The sequence below is a fragment of the Methylobacterium sp. TK31 genome, assembly GCF_055361545.1.
Window position 1 is genome coordinate 2,688,080 of record NZ_CM143964.1, and the last position, 19,425, is coordinate 2,707,504.

Annotated in this window: 21 protein-coding genes; 8 read left to right on the forward strand and 13 right to left on the reverse strand. The window is 72.8% G+C overall.

The annotated features are described in order from the left end of the window. Positions 1-211 precede the first annotated feature (211 nt). From ACXJY8_RS12430 to ACXJY8_RS12440, 3 genes are read right to left on the reverse strand one after another with little or no spacing between them, the layout of a single operon-like run. Entirely contained in the window at positions 212-1,456 is a 1,245-nt protein-coding gene (locus tag ACXJY8_RS12430) for a cytochrome P450 (RefSeq protein ID WP_463769291.1), read from the reverse strand. Next, entirely contained in the window at positions 1,453-2,745 is a 1,293-nt protein-coding gene (locus ACXJY8_RS12435) for an NAD(P)/FAD-dependent oxidoreductase (protein WP_463769293.1), read from the reverse strand. The genes ACXJY8_RS12430 and ACXJY8_RS12435 overlap by 4 nt, the downstream gene beginning before the upstream one ends. After that, complete coding sequence (locus ACXJY8_RS12440) at positions 2,742-3,008, reverse strand: ferredoxin (protein WP_463769295.1); 267 nt, start codon at positions 3,006-3,008, stop codon at positions 2,742-2,744. Before ACXJY8_RS12440 ends, ACXJY8_RS12435 begins: the two co-directional genes overlap by 4 nt. A gap of 258 nt (positions 3,009-3,266) precedes the next feature. Here ACXJY8_RS12440 and ACXJY8_RS12445 point away from each other — a divergent pair, with 258 nt between their 5' ends. Then, entirely contained in the window at positions 3,267-5,402 is a 2,136-nt protein-coding gene (locus ACXJY8_RS12445; protein WP_463769297.1) for a TonB-dependent receptor, read from the forward strand. A gap of 138 nt (positions 5,403-5,540) precedes the next feature. Next, positions 5,541-5,819 carry a hypothetical protein gene (locus ACXJY8_RS12450; RefSeq protein ID WP_463769299.1) on the forward strand — a complete coding sequence of 93 codons (279 nt, stop codon included), beginning with the start codon at positions 5,541-5,543 and terminating at the stop codon, positions 5,817-5,819. Between the two features lie 118 nt (positions 5,820-5,937). Here the strand turns inward: ACXJY8_RS12450 and ACXJY8_RS12455 are convergent, their stop codons facing one another. After that, positions 5,938-6,312, reverse strand: a complete 375-nt coding sequence (locus tag ACXJY8_RS12455; RefSeq protein ID WP_463769301.1) for a DUF6481 family protein — start codon at positions 6,310-6,312, stop codon at positions 5,938-5,940. Between the two features lie 272 nt (positions 6,313-6,584). Then, positions 6,585-6,794, reverse strand: coding sequence for a cold-shock protein (locus ACXJY8_RS12460; protein WP_055952791.1), 210 nt, complete (start codon positions 6,792-6,794; stop codon positions 6,585-6,587). A gap of 597 nt (positions 6,795-7,391) precedes the next feature. Between ACXJY8_RS12460 and ACXJY8_RS12465 the strand changes: the two genes are divergently transcribed. Next, the gene (locus ACXJY8_RS12465) at positions 7,392-9,311 is read left to right on the forward strand and encodes an autotransporter assembly complex protein TamA (RefSeq protein WP_463780586.1); all 1,920 of its coding nucleotides are present in this window, start codon (positions 7,392-7,394) and stop codon (positions 9,309-9,311) included. 188 nt (positions 9,312-9,499) lie between these two features. Next, positions 9,500-13,780 (forward strand): translocation/assembly module TamB domain-containing protein, encoded by a 4,281-nt coding sequence (locus ACXJY8_RS12470; protein ID WP_463780590.1) that lies wholly within the window; start codon positions 9,500-9,502, stop codon positions 13,778-13,780. A 3-nt stretch (positions 13,781-13,783) separates the two neighbouring features. Here the strand turns inward: ACXJY8_RS12470 and ACXJY8_RS12475 are convergent, their stop codons facing one another. Next, on the reverse strand, positions 13,784-13,972 hold the full coding sequence (locus ACXJY8_RS12475; protein ID WP_463769303.1) for a hypothetical protein: 189 nt from the start codon (positions 13,970-13,972) through the stop codon (positions 13,784-13,786). Between the two features lie 117 nt (positions 13,973-14,089). On the opposite strand from ACXJY8_RS12475, the gene ACXJY8_RS12480 reads away from it, so the two are divergent. The 4 genes from ACXJY8_RS12480 (at position 14,090) to ACXJY8_RS12495 (ending at position 15,747) form a co-directional block, all read left to right on the forward strand. Next, on the forward strand, positions 14,090-14,593 hold the full coding sequence (locus ACXJY8_RS12480) for a peptide deformylase (protein WP_463769305.1): 504 nt from the start codon (positions 14,090-14,092) through the stop codon (positions 14,591-14,593). Positions 14,594-14,681: 88 nt separating this feature from the next. Then, positions 14,682-15,116, forward strand: a complete 435-nt coding sequence (locus ACXJY8_RS12485) for a hypothetical protein (RefSeq protein ID WP_463769307.1) — start codon at positions 14,682-14,684, stop codon at positions 15,114-15,116. Then, positions 15,113-15,457, forward strand: coding sequence for a hypothetical protein (locus ACXJY8_RS12490; RefSeq protein WP_463769309.1), 345 nt, complete (start codon positions 15,113-15,115; stop codon positions 15,455-15,457). Before ACXJY8_RS12485 ends, ACXJY8_RS12490 begins: the two co-directional genes overlap by 4 nt. 29 nt (positions 15,458-15,486) lie before the next feature. After that, entirely contained in the window at positions 15,487-15,747 is a 261-nt protein-coding gene (locus tag ACXJY8_RS12495) for a hypothetical protein (RefSeq protein WP_463769311.1), read from the forward strand. A gap of 28 nt (positions 15,748-15,775) precedes the next feature. Here ACXJY8_RS12495 and ACXJY8_RS12500 read toward each other — a convergent pair whose 3' ends face one another. The 7 genes from ACXJY8_RS12500 to ACXJY8_RS12530 all read right to left on the reverse strand — a co-directional run bounded on the left by ACXJY8_RS12500 (position 15,776) and on the right by ACXJY8_RS12530 (position 19,377). Further along, the gene (locus ACXJY8_RS12500) at positions 15,776-16,033 is read right to left on the reverse strand and encodes a hypothetical protein (protein WP_463769313.1); all 258 of its coding nucleotides are present in this window, start codon (positions 16,031-16,033) and stop codon (positions 15,776-15,778) included. Between the two features lie 219 nt (positions 16,034-16,252). After that, a complete protein-coding gene (locus ACXJY8_RS12505) occupies positions 16,253-16,927 on the reverse strand; it encodes an HAD family hydrolase (RefSeq protein ID WP_463769315.1) in 675 nt (224 codons plus the stop codon). 113 nt (positions 16,928-17,040) lie between these two features. After that, a complete protein-coding gene (locus tag ACXJY8_RS12510) occupies positions 17,041-17,328 on the reverse strand; it encodes a hypothetical protein (RefSeq protein ID WP_463769317.1) in 288 nt (95 codons plus the stop codon). A 247-nt stretch (positions 17,329-17,575) separates the two neighbouring features. Continuing rightward, complete coding sequence (locus ACXJY8_RS12515) at positions 17,576-18,073, reverse strand: DUF2934 domain-containing protein (RefSeq protein ID WP_463769319.1); 498 nt, start codon at positions 18,071-18,073, stop codon at positions 17,576-17,578. Between the two features lie 79 nt (positions 18,074-18,152). Further along, on the reverse strand, positions 18,153-18,413 hold the full coding sequence (locus tag ACXJY8_RS12520; RefSeq protein ID WP_463780592.1) for a hypothetical protein: 261 nt from the start codon (positions 18,411-18,413) through the stop codon (positions 18,153-18,155). 116 nt (positions 18,414-18,529) lie between these two features. Further along, positions 18,530-18,931, reverse strand: coding sequence for a hypothetical protein (locus tag ACXJY8_RS12525; protein ID WP_056475038.1), 402 nt, complete (start codon positions 18,929-18,931; stop codon positions 18,530-18,532). Further along, positions 18,928-19,377 (reverse strand): hypothetical protein, encoded by a 450-nt coding sequence (locus ACXJY8_RS12530; RefSeq protein ID WP_463769321.1) that lies wholly within the window; start codon positions 19,375-19,377, stop codon positions 18,928-18,930. Before ACXJY8_RS12530 ends, ACXJY8_RS12525 begins: the two co-directional genes overlap by 4 nt. Positions 19,378-19,425: the final 48 nt, after the last annotated feature.

Consider the following 19,425-nt stretch of genomic DNA (forward strand, 5'->3'; position numbering starts at 1 on the left):
GATCACACACCTCACCCTGTCCCTCTCCTGCCAGGAGAGGGGACCCGCGCTGGAACCCGAACGATTCCGCGGGAAACTGTCTTAGCCCACGCAGGGCCACGTTCGGGCAGCATCGACGGCCGTCCGCACGACAGATTTGGGTCCATGGCAGACGGAATCGCGCGCCGAGCCCGTCGGGTCCGGGCGCCGGTCTTGCCGCGCGGTCTCGCCCCTAGGGCGCGATGCCGTCGATCGTCAGCCGCAGGTGCTTCGGCCCGCGCAGGGCCGAACCGGGGCGGTAGGGCGGCGGGTCCGCTGTCAGGCGCGGGTTCTTCAGGCGGCGGGTGAGCGCGACCAGGGCGGCCTCGACCTCGAAGCGGGCGAGCGGCGCGCCGACGCAGTAATGCAGGCTTCCGCCGAAGCCGAGATGGCGGTTGTCGGTCCGGTCGGGATCGAAGCGGTCGGGCTCGGCGTAGACCTCGGGATCGCGGTTGCCGGAGGCCAGCAGCAGCACCAGGGGCGCGCCCTCGGGGATCGTGACCCCGTTCTGGGTGATCGGGCACAGGGTCTTGCGGGTGCGGAACTGGACCGGCGGCTCGTAGCGCAGCAATTCCTCGACGACGCGCGGGGCCCGGCTCGGGTCCTCGCGCAGGCGGCGGAACTCCTCCGGATGGCGCAGCAGCGTCAGCATCCCGTTGGTGATGAGGTTCACCGTGGTCTCGTGCCCGGCCACCAGCATCAGGATCGCGGTGGCGATGAGGTCGAAGTCGCTCATGCGGCCCCGGCCCTCGACGCCCTCCGTCGCCAGCCCCGAGAGCATGTCGTCCTTGGGGTCCTTGCGCTTCTCCGCGATCAGGCCCTGCATGTACTCGGAGATGGCGTCGAAGGTGCGGCTGTTCTCGGCGCGCAGGTCGTCGTCCTGCAGGGTGTCGGGCTCCAGGGCGGTGGCGAGCTGCGTCGCCCAGCCGTGGAACTGCGCCTCGTCGGCCGGCGGAATGCCGAGGAGTTCGCAGATCACCGTCACGGGGAGCGGGTAGGCGAGGTCGTCCACGATATCGATCGTCTTCGCGTCGCCGAGCTTGTCGAGGATCTCGTCCACGAGGACGTGCGAGCGCGTCCGCAGGGCCTGGACCCGCTGCGGGGTGAATTGCTGCATCACCGCGGCGCGCAGGTGGTCGTGGTCCGGCGGATCGCGGAAGATGAAGGGCCGGTGGGTGTCGGTGATGTGGTCGCGCACCGGCTTGACCAGCCAGTCCTTGAGCGGGTTGCCGGTCTTCGGCCGGTCGGCGGGGGGCAGGGTCTCCGAGCTCACCCGCGGGTCGTGCAGCAGGCTCGCGATCGCCGCGTGGGAGGCGGCCACGTAGGTGCCGTCCTCCTGGCGTGAGACCGGGCATTCCCGCAGGCGGGCGAAGAGCGGGTACGGGTCCGTCCGGGCGGCCTCGTCCTTGATCTGCGCGAACAGGGTGTGGTCGCTCATGCCTTGTCCTTCTCGGCAGGTTCGGGGAAGGCTGGCGGCAGCACCGTGAAGGGGCCGGCATCGACGCCGCCGGATTCCGGCGGGAACGGTGCGCCGGCCGCGATGTGCTCGGCATAGGTCGGGAGCCAGCGGGCGCAGTCGAAGGCCACGGCGGCGATGCAGCGGCCCTCGCGGCCGTAGACCGCCAGGAACCGCCCCTCCTTGAGGCTGCCCCGGGCCACGACGAAGCCGTCGGCGCCCTCGGTCAGGCCCACCGACTTGACGGTGATGCCGCCCTGGCTCGACCAGAAGGCCGGCACCTCGGCGTAGGGCTCGGGCGCGGGGCCGGCGAGCAGCCGCCCGGCATGCCGGCCCTGCGCGACGGCGTGGCCCCAATGCTCCAGGGCGATGCGCCGGCCCGGATAGAGCGGATGCGGAAAGCGGGCGACGTCGCCGGCGGCCGCGATCCGGGTGTCGGGCCGCTCCGACCCGTCGAGGACGTAGCCCTGCGCGTCGCAGTCGATCCCGCCTTCATCGAAGGCGAGGCCGGAGCCGGCGAGCCAGCCGGTGTTGCGCACGGCGCCGAGGGCCACCACCACGACGTCGGCCGGCAGCCGGGTGCCGTCGGCGAGGCGCACGGCGGCGACGCGGCCGGCGCCGTCATCCTCCAGGGCCGCGACCTTGACCCCGCTGCGGATCGTGGTGCCGAGGCTGGCATGCAGCGCCTCGACTACGGAGCCGAGATGCCGGCCCAGCACCTTCGCCAGCAGGGTCGGGCCGGTCTCCACCAGGGTGACGGGCAGATCGAGGGTCCGGCACGAGGCCGCGACCTCGCAGCCGATGAAGCCGCCGCCGATGATGACGACGTGGTCCGGGCCGGCGGCGAGGTCGCGCCGCAGGGCCTCGGCGTCGTCGCGCCCGCGCAGGGTGTGCACCCCCGCCAGACCCGCTTCCGCGGCGTTCGGCCAGGCCCTTGCCGAGGCGCCGGTGGCGATGAGGAGCCGGTCGTACGGCACCGCCTCGCCGCTGGCGAGCGTCACCGTGCGCCGGCTCCGGTCGAGGTGCGTCGCCGGGTCGCCGAAGCGCCAGTCGGCCTCGAGGGTCGCGAGGTTCGGCAGGGCCGTCGCATCGGCCGGAACCTCGCCGGTCAGCACCGCCTTCGAGAGCGGCGGCCGGTCGTAGGGCCGGTGGGGCTCCGCCCCGATGATCGTCAGGGGCCCGGTGAAACCCGCCTGTCGCAGGCTCTCGGCCCCGCGCAGGCCGGCGAGGGAGGCGCCGACCACCACGGCACGCGACGGTCCGTCGGTCATCGGGAATTGGCCCCGGCATCCTCGACGCGGATGGCCTGGACCGGGCAGGCGATGCGGGCGCGCTCGACGTCGTCGCGGGCGCTCGCCGTGGGCGCCGGGTCGTAGTGCAGGGCCTCGCGGCCCTTCAGGACGAAGTGGTCGGGGGCCGCGTAGCAGCACTGGGCGTAGGCCTGGCACAAGTTCAGGTCGACGGTGACCCGCAGGCCGCCGGCGGCGCGCCGGCCATCGGCGCTCGGCCGGTCGTGGGGGGGAAAATCGGACATGTTTGCGCAATGTGCCCGGGCGCTCCGGAGTTCCGCCCCGGGCGGCGCGGTGTGGGGACGCGCCCGCGCGACGTCCACGGGCCGGGGATCATCCGGGGCGCCGAAGCGCAGGCCCCGCACGGGCCGCCGATGATGCGCATGGGCCACAGGGCGGCGGGAAGCGGAGCCGTTCGGCTCCCCGCACTTGTCATACTATAACATCTGCGGCACGAAACATTATAACGTTGAAAACGGGGTGCGCGCGTGCGGCGATCGCGGATGGTGTGGGCCGGGGCGGCCCTGGCGGGTGTCTCGGCGGGAGCCGGTCTCGGGGCGGGGTCCGCGGCGGCGCAGCAGGCCCAGGCGACCCTGGAGGAGCTCAGCGTCACCTCGCCGAGCCCGATCCAGCCCGTCTCGGGGACGGGGGGCGCTTCGGGCTCCGGGGCGGCTTTCCCGGTCGGCGTGCTCCCGGTGGTGACCAACACCTATTCGCCGGTCACGGTTGTCACGCAGCAGCAGATCGCCCGCGACCAGCCGCGCACCCTCGGGGACGCGCTGTTCGACCGGCCCGGCATCTCCTCCTCGACCTACGCGCCGGGGGCGGCCAGCCGCCCGATCATCCGCGGCCTCGACAATGCCCGGGTGCGCATCCAGGAGAACGGCGTCATCAACAACGGCGTCTCCGATCTCGGCGAGGACCACGCCGTCCCGGTCAATCCCCTGGTCAGCGATCGCATCGAGGTGATCCGTGGGCCCGCCACCCTGCGCTATGGCTCCGGGGCGATCGGCGGCGTCGTCTCGGCCGAGAACAACCGCGTCCCGACCTTCATCCCGGCGAACGGGGTCTCGGGGCAGGTCACCACCGGATTCTCCAGCGTCGACAACGGGCGGCTCGGCGCCGCGACCGTGGATGCCGGCAAGGACGGCATCGCAGTCCATGCCGACGGCTTCCGCAGCGCCACGGACAGCTACGCCATCCCGGGCGGCATCCAGCGCAACTCGGCCACCGAGTCCCAGGGCGGCTCCGTCGGCATCTCGGCCATCGGCGACCGCGGCTTCGTGGGCATCTCGTTCAGCCACTACGACGCGCTCTACCAGATCCCCGGCGGCGAGGCGGCTGAGAGCCGGACCCGCCTCGACCCGCGCCAGGACCGGGTCCTCGCCCGCGGCGAGTACCGGCCGCTCGACGGCCCGCTGGAGGTGATCCGGTTCTGGGCCGGCGGCTCGGTCTACCGGCACGACGAGCGCGGCATCGGCGCGGACGGCATCGACGGCATCCAGGCTACCTTCAAGAGCCGGGAGGCGGAGGGGCGCATCGAGGCCCAGCACGTGCCCGTCTTCACCCCCCTCGGCACGCTGACGGGCGCCCTCGGCGTGCAGAGCGGCCGGCGCGTGCTGAATACCCAGGGCGAGAGCTTCCTGCCGCCGACCGAGTCGCGCTCGAACGCGGTCTATCTCTTCGAGCAGCTCAATCTCGGCCAGGGCCTGCGCCTGCAGGCGGCCGGGCGCATCGAGGGCGCGCGCTCCGCCAGCACCGCGGTGGATTTCCCGAGCGACTACCTGCCGGTGGTGGGGCAGGACCCGGCCTCGTTCGGCCTGACGCGCCGGTTCGCGCCCAAGAGCGCGAGCGTCGGCGCCCTGCAGGACCTGCCTTACGGCTTCGTGGCCAGCGTCAACGGCTCCTACGTGGAGCGGGCGCCCACCGCCTACGAGCTGTTCTCGCAGGGGCCGCACGACGCCACCGAGACCTTCGAGATCGGCGATCCGCGCCTGAAGCTCGAGCGCGCCCGCACGGTGGAGATGAGCCTGCGCCGGGCGCAAGGCCCGCTGCGCCTCGACGCCACGGGCTACTACACCCGCTATACCGGCTTCATCTACAAGCGCGACACGGGCAACCGCTGCGACGACGACTTCGCCTCCTGCGGGATCGGGGACGAACTCCGGCAGATCGTCTACTCGCAGCAGAACGCCACCTTCTACGGGGCGGAGATCGCCGCGCAGCTCGACCTGATCCCGGTGGGCGACGGCTGGGCCGGAATCGAGGCGCAGTACGACTTCGTCCGGGCGCAGTTCGACGACGGCTCCTACGTGCCGCGGATCCCGCCCCACCGCCTCGGCGGCGGCGTCTTCCTGGCGACCGACGGCTGGTTCGCCCGGGTCAACCTGCTGCACGCCTTCGACCATGTCGAGATCGCGCCCTTCGAGACGGTGACGCCCGGCTGGAACGACCTGCGCGCCGAGGTGAGCTACACCAAGACTGTGGACCCGGCGATCTACGGCGCGAGCGCGTTCACCCTCGGCCTGCAGGGGCGCAACCTCCTGAACGACGACATCCGCAACTCGGCGTCGTTCAAGAAGGACGAGATCCTGCTGCCCGGCCGCAACGTGCGCCTGTTCCTGACGGCGCGGTTCTAAGGTCCGGCCGGTCCATCGCCGGGGGCGGCCGGTCCATCGCCGGGGGCGGGAAGATAAAAGCCGACGCGGGGCGCCGGACGTGCTAGAAGAAGCCAACCCCGCACGAACCCGTGCCCTGGGCAAATCCATGAGGCCCAAGTGGCAAATGCGTTCAAGAGCGGTGCATCCCAGTCACGCTCGACCAATGACTTCAACGAGCGCGCGAAGCTCCTGTCCGAGCGCCTCGGCGCCATCGAGAAGCCGGTGCAGATGAAGCGCGCCAACGCGCCGCGCCGCACCTTCAAGGCCGGGCCGCGTCCCGAGGGCGAGACCACCGAGCCGGCCGAGGCCCAGACCGAGGGTCACGAGACCGCCGAGACCGAGAACGAGGACGGCGAGACGGACAACCACGAGTCCGGGGACCGCAGCGAAGCCTGAGGCTCCGGCCCGGCTTGCGCGATCGTTCAGCAAAAAGGGCCGACGCACTGCGTCGGCCCTTTTTCGTGTCCGGAACCGGATCAGGCGCCGCCACGGGTGGGCGGCGCGTCGGTCCGGGCTAGCGGCGCGCCTTGGCCTTGCGGGCTGCGTAGCGGGCGTCGCGGGCCGCCTTCTTGGCGGCGAGCTCGGCGGCCTTCGCCTCGGCCGCAGCCAGGGCCTCGGCCTCCTCGCGGGCGATCTGAGCGGCGAGCTCGGCTTCCTCGCGGGCCCGCTTCTCCTCCGCCGCGGCCTTCTCGGCGGCGATCCGGGCAGCCTCGCGCTCGCGGGCGCGCTCTTCGCGGGCGCGGGCGACCTCGGCGCGGGCCTGCGCCTTGGCGATCATCTCCGGATCGTCGGCCGGAGGACGGGCCTTGAATTTTTCCAGCAGCATCTGCTTGGCGCTGAGGGAGTTCTTGCGGCGGTCGTCGAAATTCCTGTAGTCGAAGGCGCCCATCTGACCTTTCTCATGTGGTGTGTCGCCCGCATCCGGCGTGGAGCACGCGCGGCATGGGGTCGTGAAGCGAATCAAGTTTTCGGCTAGTCTTGCATCGCAGCAGCCCCATGCCTGACGGACTGCCGGGAATCAACAGAAGCCGCCCCTCGGCGAGCGGCTTCTGTCGGGTTGTTGACACGATGCCTCAGTCAGGAGCGGCCTCAGTCGGCAGCGGACTCAATCGGGAAGCACCGTGGGCCCGGTCTCAGGCAACCGGGACGCGGCCGCCGGGATCAGGCGGCCTGGAGGTTGCCGGCCGACTGCTTGCCGGTGCGGCGGTCGTTCTCGATCTCGTAAGAGACCTTCTGACCCTCGATCAGGTTGCGCATCCCGGCGCGCTCCACGGCGGAGATGTGGACGAAGACGTCCTTGCCGCCGTCATCGGGCTGGATGAAGCCGTAGCCCTTGGTCTCGTTGAACCATTTCACGGTACCCGTGCTCATGGTGCTGTTCTCCTGAAACGTTGCTTTGCCTGCCATCGGCTGCCCGGCACCCGCGCGCAGACGCGCGGGCGCCCGAGGCGCAGGGTGTTCGAATGGGATGCGATCGAAGCGGCACCCGCGATCGGGACTGGCATGCATTTCCGACGAAATGGCGGGTGTGCGACCCGGTGAAATCCGGCCATGGTGCGATGGTTACAAAAGTAGGAAGCCTGCGACGCAAGGACAAGGCGCAAGGCAAAGCCGGGTTCCCTGGACGACGGCCGAAACCCGCCCCCCTGCGGCGAAGCGCGCAACCGGCGCTGCGCCTGGGGGCGGCGGGGCCCGCCTTGGTTGCTGCACCGGCGCCGGGACGGTAGTCTGCGGACCAGATTAAGGGGGTCGAAGGGGACTCCGACCAGGATGGGATGCGGGACCGCCGGCGGGGCCGCGGTTCGATGAAGGGGATGGGATGGCGGGGCCTGCGCTGCAGCGACCAGAGCCGGGGACGCGATCGCGCCCGGCTCGCGGGAACGGCCATTCGTGACGCGAATTCGGGGGCGGGTTCGTGGCGCATCGTTCTGGAGGCTCGCCGCCGCCGCGTGGCCGCTCGCGCTCGGCCTGGCCGTGGGCGGACTCGCGGCCGGGCCGGCCTCGGCCTTCGACCTTTTCGGCCTGTTCGGTTCCGAGGAGGAGCCGCCGGCCCCGAGCGCCGGCGCCCTGCCCTACACGGTCAAGGTCTCGGGCGTCGATGACGACGACGTCCTGCGCGCGCTCCAGGACACCTCGACCCTGTACCGCCTGCGCCAGGAGGCGCCGCCGGACGGCGAGGGCCTGGTCCGCCGGGCGGAGGCCGACCAGCGCCGCCTCGCGGACGTGCTCTCCGGCTACGGCTACTACCAGGGCACGGTGACGATCCGCATCGACGGCGTCGTGCTGGCGGGCGAGTCCACCGTCGTGGCCGCCGCTCGCGCCGCGGAGGCCTCGCGGTCGCGGGCCCTGGTGCCGGTCAAGGTCGTGGTCGATCCCGGCCCGCTCTACACCCTGCGCTCGGTCGCGGCCCGGGACCCCCGGGGCAACCCCTTCCCCGAGGAGGTCCTGCCCGGGCGCTTCACCCGCGTCGGCGACGACGTGCCGGCCCGCTCGGCCACGGTGCTGGCCCGCGAGGCCAAGATCGTCGACCGCTTCCGCGCGCTCGGCCATCCCTTCGCGAAGGCCGTCTCCCGCGATCCCGTGGTGGACGACGCGGCCCATGTCATGGACGTCACTTTCACGATCGACCCGGGCCCGATCGCCGGCCTCGGCGAGGTCGCGGTGCGCGGCACGCAGGACATCGATCCGGCGGTGGTGCGCTCGTTCATCTACGCCGAGCCGGGCGACCCCTATTCGCCGAAGGCGGTCTCCGACATCCGCCGCTCGGTGGCCAAGGTCGAGGGTCTGGGCTCGATCCGGGTGCGCGAGGGCGAGACCCTCGATCCCTCGGGCAACCTGCCGATCTTCGTCGACGTCACCGAGCGCGAGAAGAACCTGATCGGCGTCGCGGCCCGCTACTCCACCGTCGACGGCCCCGGCATCCGGGCCTACTACGCCAACCGCAACCTGTTCGGCGGCGGCGAGACCTTCCGGGTCGATGCCGACATCTACTACCTGGGCAACGACCTCTACGCCAAGCAGCGCAAGGCCGCCGGCATCGACTCGAACGGTCTGGGCGGACGCCTCTCCGCCACCTTCGTCAAGCCGGCCCTCTGGGGCACCCGCAACGACTTCATCGCCAACGTCTTCGCGGGCCGCGAGGCGCAGCAATCCTACGTCAGCGACGCGGCCGGCGGCACGGTGGCCCTGCGCCACCGCTTCTCGGACAGCTTCTTCGCGCAGATCGGCGTCGACGGGCAGGCCGGGCGCTCGCAGGACGCCCTCGGCAAGGTCGATTACCGGCTCGTGGGCGTGCCGCTCTCGGTGGCTTACGATTCCACCGACAACCTGCTCGACCCGACCCAGGGCGTGCGCCTCACCGCCTCAGCGACGCCCTATGCGGGCTTCCTCGGCTCCGATCCGTCGATCTTCGTCGCCAAGGCGCAGGGCTCGACCTACTACGCCTTCGACGACGAGGCCCGCTACATCCTGGCCGGCCGCATCGGCTTCGGCTCGATCTCGGGGGCGAACCTCGAGGACATCCCGGCCAACATCCGGTTCTTCGCCGGCGGCGGCGGCTCGGTGCGCGGCTTCCCCTACCGGACGCTGGGCCCGCGCGGGCCGTTCAACCTGCCCATCGGCGGCCGCAGCCTGCTCGAAGCGTCCGTGGAGGCCCGCATCAAGGTCACGGACACCATCGGCGTGGTGCCCTTCATCGATGCCGGCACCGCCTTCGCCGGCAGCCTGCCCGATTTCGACGAGCGCATCCGCTACGCCGTCGGCCTCGGCCTGCGCTACTACACCGGCATCGGCCCGATCCGCGTCGACGTCGCCTTCCCGATGGACCGCATCAAGGGCAACCGCGAGCGCCCGGTGGCCCTGTACATCAGCCTGGGGCAGTCCTTCTGATGGCCTTCTGGACCGCACTGTTCGCCCGCATCGCGACCCTCCCCCCTCTGCGGGGGAGGGTGGTCGCGCAGCGACCGGGTGAGGGGCAGCGCCATCTTCGGACAGCGGGCTCCCCTCTCCCGCCTGCTCCGCAGGCACCCTCCCCCGCAGAGGGGGGAGGGAGATTGCGCCTCGCCGCCATCCTGTGCATGTCCCTCTTCGCCGCGAGCCCGGCCACCCTCACCCGGGCCGACGAGGGCGAGAAGACCGTGCTCGGCGGACTCCTGTCGAAGGCCCTGTCGACGCCCGGATCGCGGGTCGCCATCGGGGCGGTCGACGGCGCCCTGTCCTCCGACGCCACCATCCGCGACGTGGCGATCAGCGACGCCAACGGCGTCTGGCTGAAGCTCGACCGGGCCCGGCTGGTCTGGCGGCGGCTGGCCCTGCTGTCGGGCCGTCTCGAGGTGGAGAGCCTGGAGGTCGGGCGCCTCGAAGTCCTGCGCCGGCCCCTCCCCGCCCCGGTCTCGGCGACGCCGGAGCCCGACGGATCGCTGCTCCCCGACCTGCCGGTGAAGGTGGAGGTGAAGGCCTTCACCCTGGCCGAACTCGTCCTCGGCGAGGCCCTGGCCGGGCAGCCGGCCCGCCTGACCGCCCAGGGCCGGGCGAAGCTCGGCGCCCCGTCCGAGGGCCTCGACTTGGACGTCGCGGTGCGTCGCCTCGACGCCGAGGGCCGCTTCGGGGCGCGGCTGCTCTTCGTGCCGAAGGGCGCGACCCTGGAGCTCAAGACCACCCTGGTGGAGCCCGCCGGCGGGCTCCTCTCCAAGGCCGCCAACCTGCCCGGCACGCCGCCGATCAATCTCGACCTCGACGGGCGCGGCACGCTGGACGCCTGGAACGCCCGCCTCGACTTCGATGCCGGGCCGGACCTCGGCGCCCGCGGCACCGCGCGGATCTCCCGCATCGGCGCCGAGCGCCGGCTCGCCCTCGACCTCGCCTCGCGGATCGAGGGACTGCTGCCCGGACCGGCCGCGGCGATCTTCTCCGGCACCACCAAGCTCGAGGGCGGCCTGCGCTTCGCCGACAGCGGCGCCTTCGGCATCGACCGCCTGGAACTGACCTCGCGCACCGCCCGGCTCGACGCCCGGGGAACCCTCGCGGCCGACCGGGTCGCGGATTTCCTCGTCTCCGCCCGGGCCGTGCCCACCGAGGGCGGTGTCACCAAGGCGGCGGATGCCGAACTCGACACCCTGGTCTTCGACGGCAGCCTGAAGGGTCCGGTGGCGCGGCCGACCGTCAACGGCACGCTGAAGGCCGCGGGCCTGCGCGCCGGCGGCTCCGCCCTGGAGCGGATCGACGCCACCCTGTCGATGCTGCCGGCCGGACCCGACCCCGCCGCGGCCCGCTTCGCCCTCGCGGCCGATGCGAAGGTCGACGGCCTGCGCCTCGCCGACCCGGCCCTGCGCCGGGCCATCGGAACCCGAGCCGCCCTCACCTTCCGCGGCACCCTGCAGCCCGACAACGTCATCGACGTCGCCGAACTCAGGCTCGACGGGCCGACCGCCAAGGCCGCCTATGCGGGCCGGATCGGCCAGAACATCCTCGACGGAACGGTGGACGCGGCCCTGTCCGACCTCGCCGCCTTCTCGGAGGTCGCCGGCCGGCCCCTCGCCGGCACCCTGACGGCGCGGGCCGCGCTCACCGGCGACCCCGCCCGCAAGGCGGTCGGTGCCGATGTCGACCTGCGCACCAGCGGCCTCGTCCTCTCGCTCCCCGCCCTCGACCGCACCCTCGGGCCCGCGCCGCGCTTCAGCGGCCGGCTCTCCCAGGTCTATGACGGCTACGCCTTCGACGGCGCCCGCTTCGAGGGTGCCGAGATCGTCGGGCGCCTCGACGGACGCGCCACCGCGCGCCTCGCCGACGCCAAGCTCGTGGTCGACCTGAAGGATCTCTCGACCCTCGATCCGAAGCTCGCCGGGCGCGCGCTCCTCGACGGGCGGCTGACCGGCACCCTGGAGAAGCCCGACCTCACCGCCACCCTGACGGCGGGCGAGGCCCGCGCCCTCGGCCGGCCGCTGCGCGACCTGCGGGTCGAGGCCGTCCTGAAGGACCTCACGGGGGCGCTCGACGGCATCCTGCGCCTCTCCGGCGACGTCGCCGGCAAGGCGCTCACGGGCGATGCGCACGTCGCCCGCCGCACGCCCGACGACTGGTCTCTGGACCGGCTCGCCTTCCGGCTCGGCTCCGTCGCCCTCGACGGCCGCGCCGCCGTCGATGCGCGGACCCTGCTCAGCGAGGGCGCCCTCACCCTCGCGGCCGGCAACCTCGACGACCTCGCGCCCCTCGCCCTGACGCCGATGGCGGGCCATCTCGACGCCGCCGTCACCCTGTCGCGGGCCGGCGGCCGCCAGGACGCCGCCGTCAGGGCGACCGGGACCTCGCTGCGCTTCGGCGAGACCGGGCTGTCGCGGTTGGAGGCCGACCTGACCGGGCGCGACCTGCTCGCCCGGCCCATCGTCGACGGCCGGGTCAATGCCGACCGGATCGTCGCGGCCGGTCAGACCCTCGACACGATCCGCCTCGTGGCGGTGGGCGCGCCCAGCGCCAGCGACATCACCCTCACGGCGAAGGCGCGCGGCTTCGACCTCGACGGCGCCGCCCGCCTCGTTCCCGGCGAGCGCACCCGCATCGATCTCGCGCGCTTCTCCGCCGCCCGGGGCGGCGACCGGCTGGCGCTGGCCGGCCCCGCCAGCGTCACCCTCGACGGCGGCTCGGCCGTGGTCGACAATCTCGTGGTGGCCGCCGGCAGCGGGCGGCTGAGCCTGTCCGGCCGGGTCGGGCAGGCCCTCGACCTCAAGCTCGGCATCCGCGCCCTCCCCCTGGCGCTGGCCCGGATCGCCGCGCCCGGCCTCGCCCTGACCGGGGCCCTCGACGGCGAGGCCGACCTGCGCGGCTCCGCCGACCGCCCCGAGGGGCGCTACGCCCTCACGGTCGCCCGCCTCGTCACCCCCGAGACCCGCAAGGCCGGCCTGCCGCCCATCGACGCCCGGGCGAGCGGGACGGTGAGCGACGGTCGCGCCGGCATCGACGGGCGGGTCTCCGCCGGGCGCAGCGCCGAGATGACCGTCACCGGCTCCCTGCCCGTGGCCCCCGGCGAGGCCCTGGCGGTGAAGCTGCGCGGCACCCTGGATGCCGCCCTGGCCAACAGCCTGCTCAGCGTCGGCGGACAGCGCGTCGCCGGGCGCATCGCCCTCGATGCCGGCGTGACCGGCACCCTGGCCGCCCCGCGGGCCGAGGGCGCCGCCACCCTCACGGGCGGCTCCTTCACCGATCCGCTCCAGGGCATCCGCCTGACCAACATCGAGGGTCGGGTGACGGGGCGCGGCGACACCCTGGTGGTGGAGCGCCTGACCGCGCAGACCCGCAACGGCGGGACCCTGCGGGGGGACGGCCGCGTGGCACTGGAGCCCGCCGCCGGCTTCCCGGGCACGCTCCGGCTCACCGCCGAGCGGGCCGAACTCGTCTCGAGTCCGCTGATGACCGCGGTGGCGAGCCTCAACCTCGCCCTGACGGGACCGCTGGCCCGGACCCCGAAGGTCGCCGGCCGGATCGAGCTCCTCTCCGTGGACGTCTCGGTGCCGGACCGCCTGCCCGCCACCGTGCAGCCCCTGCCCGAGATCCGCCGGGTGAACACGCCACCGGAGGTGCGCGCCCGTCTCGCCGCCCGGGCCGACCGTCGCGCCAAGATTGCGGCCCTGGGCAAGCGCGGCAAGGCCGCCCCGCCCTTCGACGCCACCCTGGACATCGCGGTGAACGCCCCGAGCCGCATCTTCGTGCGCGGGCGCGGGATCGACGCCGAGCTCGGCGGCGCCCTGCGGCTCACGGGCTCCTCGCGAGACCCGAACGCCACCGGCGATTTCGAGATGCGGCGCGGGCGCCTCAGCGTCGTCGGCCAGCGCCTCGACTTCACCCGGGGACGCCTCACCTTCGGTGGCGAGATCGCCACCCCGGAACTCGACTTCATCGCCGAGACCAAGGCGGCCGAGGTCACGGCGCGCATCGCCGTGACAGGCCCGGCCAACCAGCCGAGCTTCCTCCTCACCTCCGACCCGAGCCTGCCGCAGGACGAAGTGCTGTCGCGCCTGCTGTTCAAGAAGGCCTCGGGGGGCCTGTCGCCATTCCAGGCGCTGCAGCTCGCCCAGGCCGTGGCGCAGTTCTCCGGCGGGGCCGGCGGCGTCGACGTCTTCGAGCAGGCGCGCAAGGGCCTCGGGCTCGACAGCCTCGACGTCTCCACCGGCGCCAGCGGCGGGCCGGCGCTCGGCGCCTCGCGCTATCTCAGCGACCGCCTCAGCGTCGGCGTCAAGGCGGGCGCCAAGCCCGCCGACACCGCGGCGACGGTGGATTACGACGTGACCCGTCGGGTCAAGATCCAGGGCGAGGCCGGCAGCGACGGCCGCACCGCCGTGGGCGTCGGGGCCGAGTGGGAATATTGAGGCTCAGCGCGTCAGCCAGAGCGACTGGCCGATGCCGCTCAGCGGCTCGTGGAAATGCGTGACCAGGACGATCGCCCAGAGCATGCCGAGAAGCGTGGTCAGGGCGACGAGGATCACCTCGCCGGAATCGCGCAGCCGCAGGAACCGCCGGGCGGCCTTGGGGGGTTGGGTCTCGCTGGGTGGCCGTGCCATTCCGTCTCCGGGTCGGGCGTGTCGCTCGGGCCGGACGCCGCAAGGCACGGGCCACGGCAGCCGCCGGGCGCCCGCCTCGCGCATCCGTGACTCCCATATCCCGCTGGAAACGCCGTCGTGTCCGCTCCGTCCCTGCTGATCTATCCCGACCCCGGCCTGCGCCGCTCGGCCGAGCCGGTCACCGAGTTCGACGACGCCCTGCGGGCCTCGGCCGCGGATCTCGAGGCGGTGATGCTGGCGGCCTCGGCGCTGGGCCTCACCCTGCCGCATATCGGCCGTGCGCAGCGCCTGGTGCTGCTGCGGATGGAACCCGGCGAGCCGATCGCGGCCTACGTCAATCCGGAGATCGTCTGGGCCTCGCCCGAGCGCGGCCCGCAGCAGGAGGGCAGCGTCTCCATGCCGGGCGTGATGGACGTGGTCGACCGGGCGGTGCGGATCCGGGTTCGCTACCGCACCCTCGACGGCGCCGAGGGCGAGGAGGAGGCGGAGGGGTTCCGCGCGGCCTGCCTCCAGCACGAGATCGACCAGCTCGACGGCATCTTCTGGATCGAGCGGCTGTCCCGCCTGCGCCGGGAGCGCGCGATCAAGCGCTTCGCCAAGTTGCGCCGCTCCGGTGGCTGAACGCGCCACCGGCGTGGTGCGGTTTGCGATGCCGCGCGTTATAGCCCGGCGGCCCGCCCGGGCGGCCGTCCCGCCGAGATTCGACCCGATGCCTGCGCTTCGCCCCGCCCTGCTCGCCCTGGCGCTCGCCTGCCCGACGCATTCTCCCGCCGCGGCGGCCCAGCCGGCTTCGTCCCCGGCGGTCGGATGCCCTTCGCTCGCCAACCTCCGGCTGCTCCTGCGCCAGAGCAAGGACGATGCGGCCGCGGCGGTGGTTCTCCTCGGCGACGACAAGGCCGACCATCTCGGCTGCGCGGCCATCCCCCGCGACACGGTGGCGGAGATCGCCGAGCACCTGACCCTCAACGGCAGCGCCTATGATTGCCTGACCCTGCGGACCACGAGCATCTGCCACTGGGTCGTCGCCGGCACGGCGAAGCCCGTGGAGGCGGGGCCGAAGCCCCGCGCGGGTGACAAGCCGCGGCCCTCCGACAAGCCGGCGCCGCCCGACCGGTCCCCGCCACCCGAGAAGGCTCGCCGATGACCCTCACGCTCCGCCCCGGTCCCCTAGGCGCTGTCCTCCTGGCAACCCTTCTCGGAGCCGCCGCGACGGCAGGGGTCTTGACGGCAAGGGTCGCAACGGCAAATGCGCAGCTGGCCGAACCGACCGACGTCGTGGCCTGCAAGACCCTGGTCGAGCTGCGGGTTCTGATGGCCCAGGGCGACAGGGCCGCGGCCGAAGCGGCCCTGCCGCAGCATCCGGGCTGCCGCCGGATTCCCCGCGCGCGGATCGGCGCCGCCGAGCACCGCGCCATGGTGGGCGGTGCGCCGTTCGAATGCCTCGGGGTGGCCGGTGAGAGCGAATGCGCCTGGGTGATGCCCTGACGCGCCCCACCGAAGATGAAGGAGAGAGGATGACGACGATGGGATGGACCGGGCCGGCGCTCGCCGCGGCACTCGCGCTGGCGGCTTCAGGAGCCGCGGCGCAGGGCGAATCGACGCCGATCCAGAGTCCGCAGGACGCCGCCTGCCGGAACGAGGCGCGGAGCCGGGTGTTCTCGACGCCCGATCCGAAGGGGCTCGGCCTCTACGCGATCGGCCGGCAGCTCTACTTCGCCTGCATGAAGCGCGCGCAACCCGGACCGCGCGGGCGAGAGCGGGCGCGCGCGTCCTAAAGGGACGCGAAGCGGCCGCCCGGCGCGCTCAGACGCTGAGCGGCGCGCCGATCCGGGCCCGCAGGACGTGCCGGAGATTCTCGTTGTCGTTGGTGTCCGCGTCGAGGGCGGCCATCAGGCGGAGCAGCCGGCTAATCGGCGTGGTGCGGTCCTGGACCGCCGCGTCGATGAGCGTCCGCAGGGAGGTCGGCTCGCTGACCGGATGCGGTTTCGAGGTCGTCTGGGCCGACTGGAGCATGGTCCGGGGATCCGTGGCGAGATCGAGGGCGTGATCGGGCGCGATCACGGCCGGCCTGCTACGCCATCCCCGGGGCCTCGGCTAGAGTTTTTTGCCATCTATCCATAGCCGGCACGCAATCCTGCTCTGCGTGCGGGAACAAAACGGGATTAAGCGGGAAATGTGTGGATCGCGTCAGATCCCACGCCCTGGTCGCCCGTTTACCACGCCGGCCGCGCGAATCGATGCGCGGCCCTTCGCCGATCTCTCAGCCGATCTCTTCGCCGGTCACTTCGCCAGGGGCGAGGAGGCGTATCCGTCGAGGAGATCCTGCGGGTCCTTGTAGATCGCGATGCAGCCGGCCTCATTGAGACCGGCCTCCGGAAAGCCGCCGCAGAGGACGCCGATGGTCCGCAGCCCGGCCTTCGCGGCGGCTTCGGCGTCATAGGGCGTGTCGCCGATCACGATCGCCTCGGCGGCCGTCAGGGGGGCGAGCTTCTTCAGGGCGGCCTGGAAGATGTCGGGGAAGGGCTTCGAACGCTCGACGTCGTCGGAGCTCACGACGACGTCGGTGAGGTCCTCGATCTTCATCAGCGCCTGATAATGCTCGACCTCCTTCGCCTTGCCCGACGAGGCCAGGGCGACGGTCAGGCCCTCGCCCTTCAGGCGCTCGAACAGGGCCCGCACGCCGGAAAAGGGCTTCACCTTCGGCAGGTAGTCGCGCTTGAACAGGTCCGAGCGGTAGACCTCGATGGTCTCGCCCTCGCGCGCGATCCGCGCCTCGTCGAGGAAGACCGGGAGCAACTGGTCGCCGCCCTTGCCGATCTGGCTGCGGGCCGCGTCGTGGCTGACGGCGACGCCGAAATGCGCGAAGGCGTCGACCCAGGCCTGGGCATGCAGGTCGACGCTGTCGAGCAGGGTGCCGTCGATATCGAAGATGGCCGCCCGTACGGTCTTGGTCATTGCGTCGTCCCGAACCGGTTCGGCGCCGGGCTGTACGCCGACGCTCCGTCGAGCGAACGGATGGCCACCCGGGCTGTTCCGCCCGGATGGCGCGATTCGATTCGCCGGTCCGATCAGCGCGGGAAGATCTGCAGCCCGTCATCCGGGAGCAGGTTGCGGGCCGGGCCGCCGGTCTGCTGGCCGCGGCCCTGCTGGTAGTAGGGCAGCTCGGGCCGGCGATCGTTGTCGCCGCCCGAATCGTACTCGTAGGGGCGGCTCCACGGCGCGCGGCCGCCGACGCCGCCGGTGGTGTCGACGTCGATGAGGGCCGGGCCGCCGCGCAAGCCCGCGGGGGACGCCACGGCGCCGATGGGCAGGCCGGCCAGGCTGAGGGCCAGGAGGGTGGAGATCGTCGTCTTCATGGAAGCCTCGCGTGAGGATGCGCGCAGCCGTCCGGACCGCACGCGCGTGTCTGGGTCTGGCCTGACAACGGTCAAGGTTCCGCTTCGTTCCGGCGCCACCCGAGGAGGACTTCCGCTGCGCCAGCCCCTCGCAGCCCTGTTTTACGGCCGTTTCCCGAACCCAGCAGAAAGCCCGCCCCGCCGGTCCGGCGAAGCGGGCTTGATCTCTTCGTCCGATGGCGGGGCCGGAGCGCTCCGGCCGCGCGCCTCAATGCACGGTGGCGACGGTCTCGACGGCGCGGGCGCGGGCCGGGGCCCGCGGGGTCTTCGCGGCGGCGGCCTTGCTCACCGGAGCCTTGCTCACCGAAGCCTTGCTTACCGGAGACTTGCCTGCCGGCGACTTGGTCGTCGCGGCCTTGGTCGTCGCAGCGTTGGCGGCAGCTGCCTTGGCCGCGGGCGCCTTCGCGGAAGCCGCCTTGGCCGTCTTCGTCTCGGTGGCGGCCTTGAGCTTGGTCTCGACCTTGGCGCCGGCGCTGCGGCTGCGGCTCGGCTTGGCCTTCAGGCTCTCGGCGAGCACCGCGGCCGGGCTGGCCGACAGGGTGACGTCCGCCGTGGCGGCCTGGATGACCTCGACGCCCATCCGCGACGGGGTCAGGATCTCGTTCTCGGCGCGCAGCCAGTGCGCGTCGGCGTGGCCGTGCAGGCGGCCTTCGTCTTCCCAAATATGATAGGCGCGCTCGCGCACCTGCTGCTCGAAGGGGGTCATGGTCTCTCCTCGTCCGGTCGGTCCGACGTCCCGGGCGAGGATGAAACCGGATGGTTAAGCGGGCGTTAATCGGCCCCGCTCAGCCCTTGGACAGGCGGCGGGCATTGGCCTGCACCGTCCGGCGGTAGCCGGCAACGACACGGGCGGTGGAGCCGCCGGTGGCGATCAGCAGGGCGGCCTCGTTGGCGGCCAGGATCTTCTCGGTGATCATGCGCTGGGCCTCCGCCTGCGCCGCCGCGCCGCCCGTCGATAGCTTGGCGAGCCGCAGGCCGATGACCTGCTGCGATTCCATGGCGAGCAGGGTCGCGTCCATGCCGAGCTTCCACCAGGAACCGAACATCAGCATCCACTCTTCAAGCCGGTCTCGTTGCGAATCGGATCCGGCGCGCCGCCGCAGCGGCCCGGCCGGATGGGAACGCGCCCGCGCCGCCGGAGCGTCCGCGGACGTGCCCGGGTTCAGTCGAACAGGCGGTTCTTCGCGCCGGAGCCGCCCAGGCTGATTTTCTTCGTGCCCGAGCCGCCGAGGCTGATCTTCTTCGGGGGCGCGGCGGCGGGGCTCGGCGTCGCCGGGCGGGCCGGCTTCAGGCGGGACTGGCCGTAGACCACCGAGCCGATCTCGTCGGCGACGCGCACGAGGTCCTCGCGCTCGCAGGCCCGGGCCACCCGCAGGCCGAGCTGGTGCATGTGGCTCTTGCCGTAGAGGTAGACCGCGAGGCGCGCCCGCGTCGTCGTCGACATCGCGTCGAGGATCTCGGGCAGGTCGTCCTCGTCGGCCCGGTAGACCTGGCCGAGGAGTTCGAGGGAGACCGGGCAATCCGGATCGGGAACGGCGCCGCTGGTCGGATGAGACTGCGTCATGGAGCGTCTGCCTGTGCGAGGGGCGGAAGGGAAGCGGCCGCGGGATCGGCCGCGATGGGGGTCGGGTCGTCCGCATCGGCGCGGACGGGAGCGGCCGGGACCGGCGGCGCCGGGGGCCGGAGGGCCACGAGGCAGCCGGTGCAGATCGAGGCGATGGCGATGCGGGAGCGCGCCTCCGCCCGCTGCCAGACCGCCTCGCTGCGGGCGCGTGCCGCCTGGGCGGCGGCCTCGTCGAACGCGCCGCCCCCGCCGAGGCCGGGCGCCGGCTCGGCGCCGGGACGGATTCGGATGAACAGCGGCTCCTGCGCCGCGGCCGGGTCCGCCGCGAGAATCCCGATCGTCGGGACCCCGATAGCAGGAGCGAGGGCGACGAGGCTACCGGCGATCGCCAGGGGCAGGCGCAGGATTGCGAGGATCAGCAGGATTGCGGGGATCAGACGGTGCATCGGCTCCTCGAGCGGGCGCCCACGATGGGATCGGTCACGTCCGGTGCC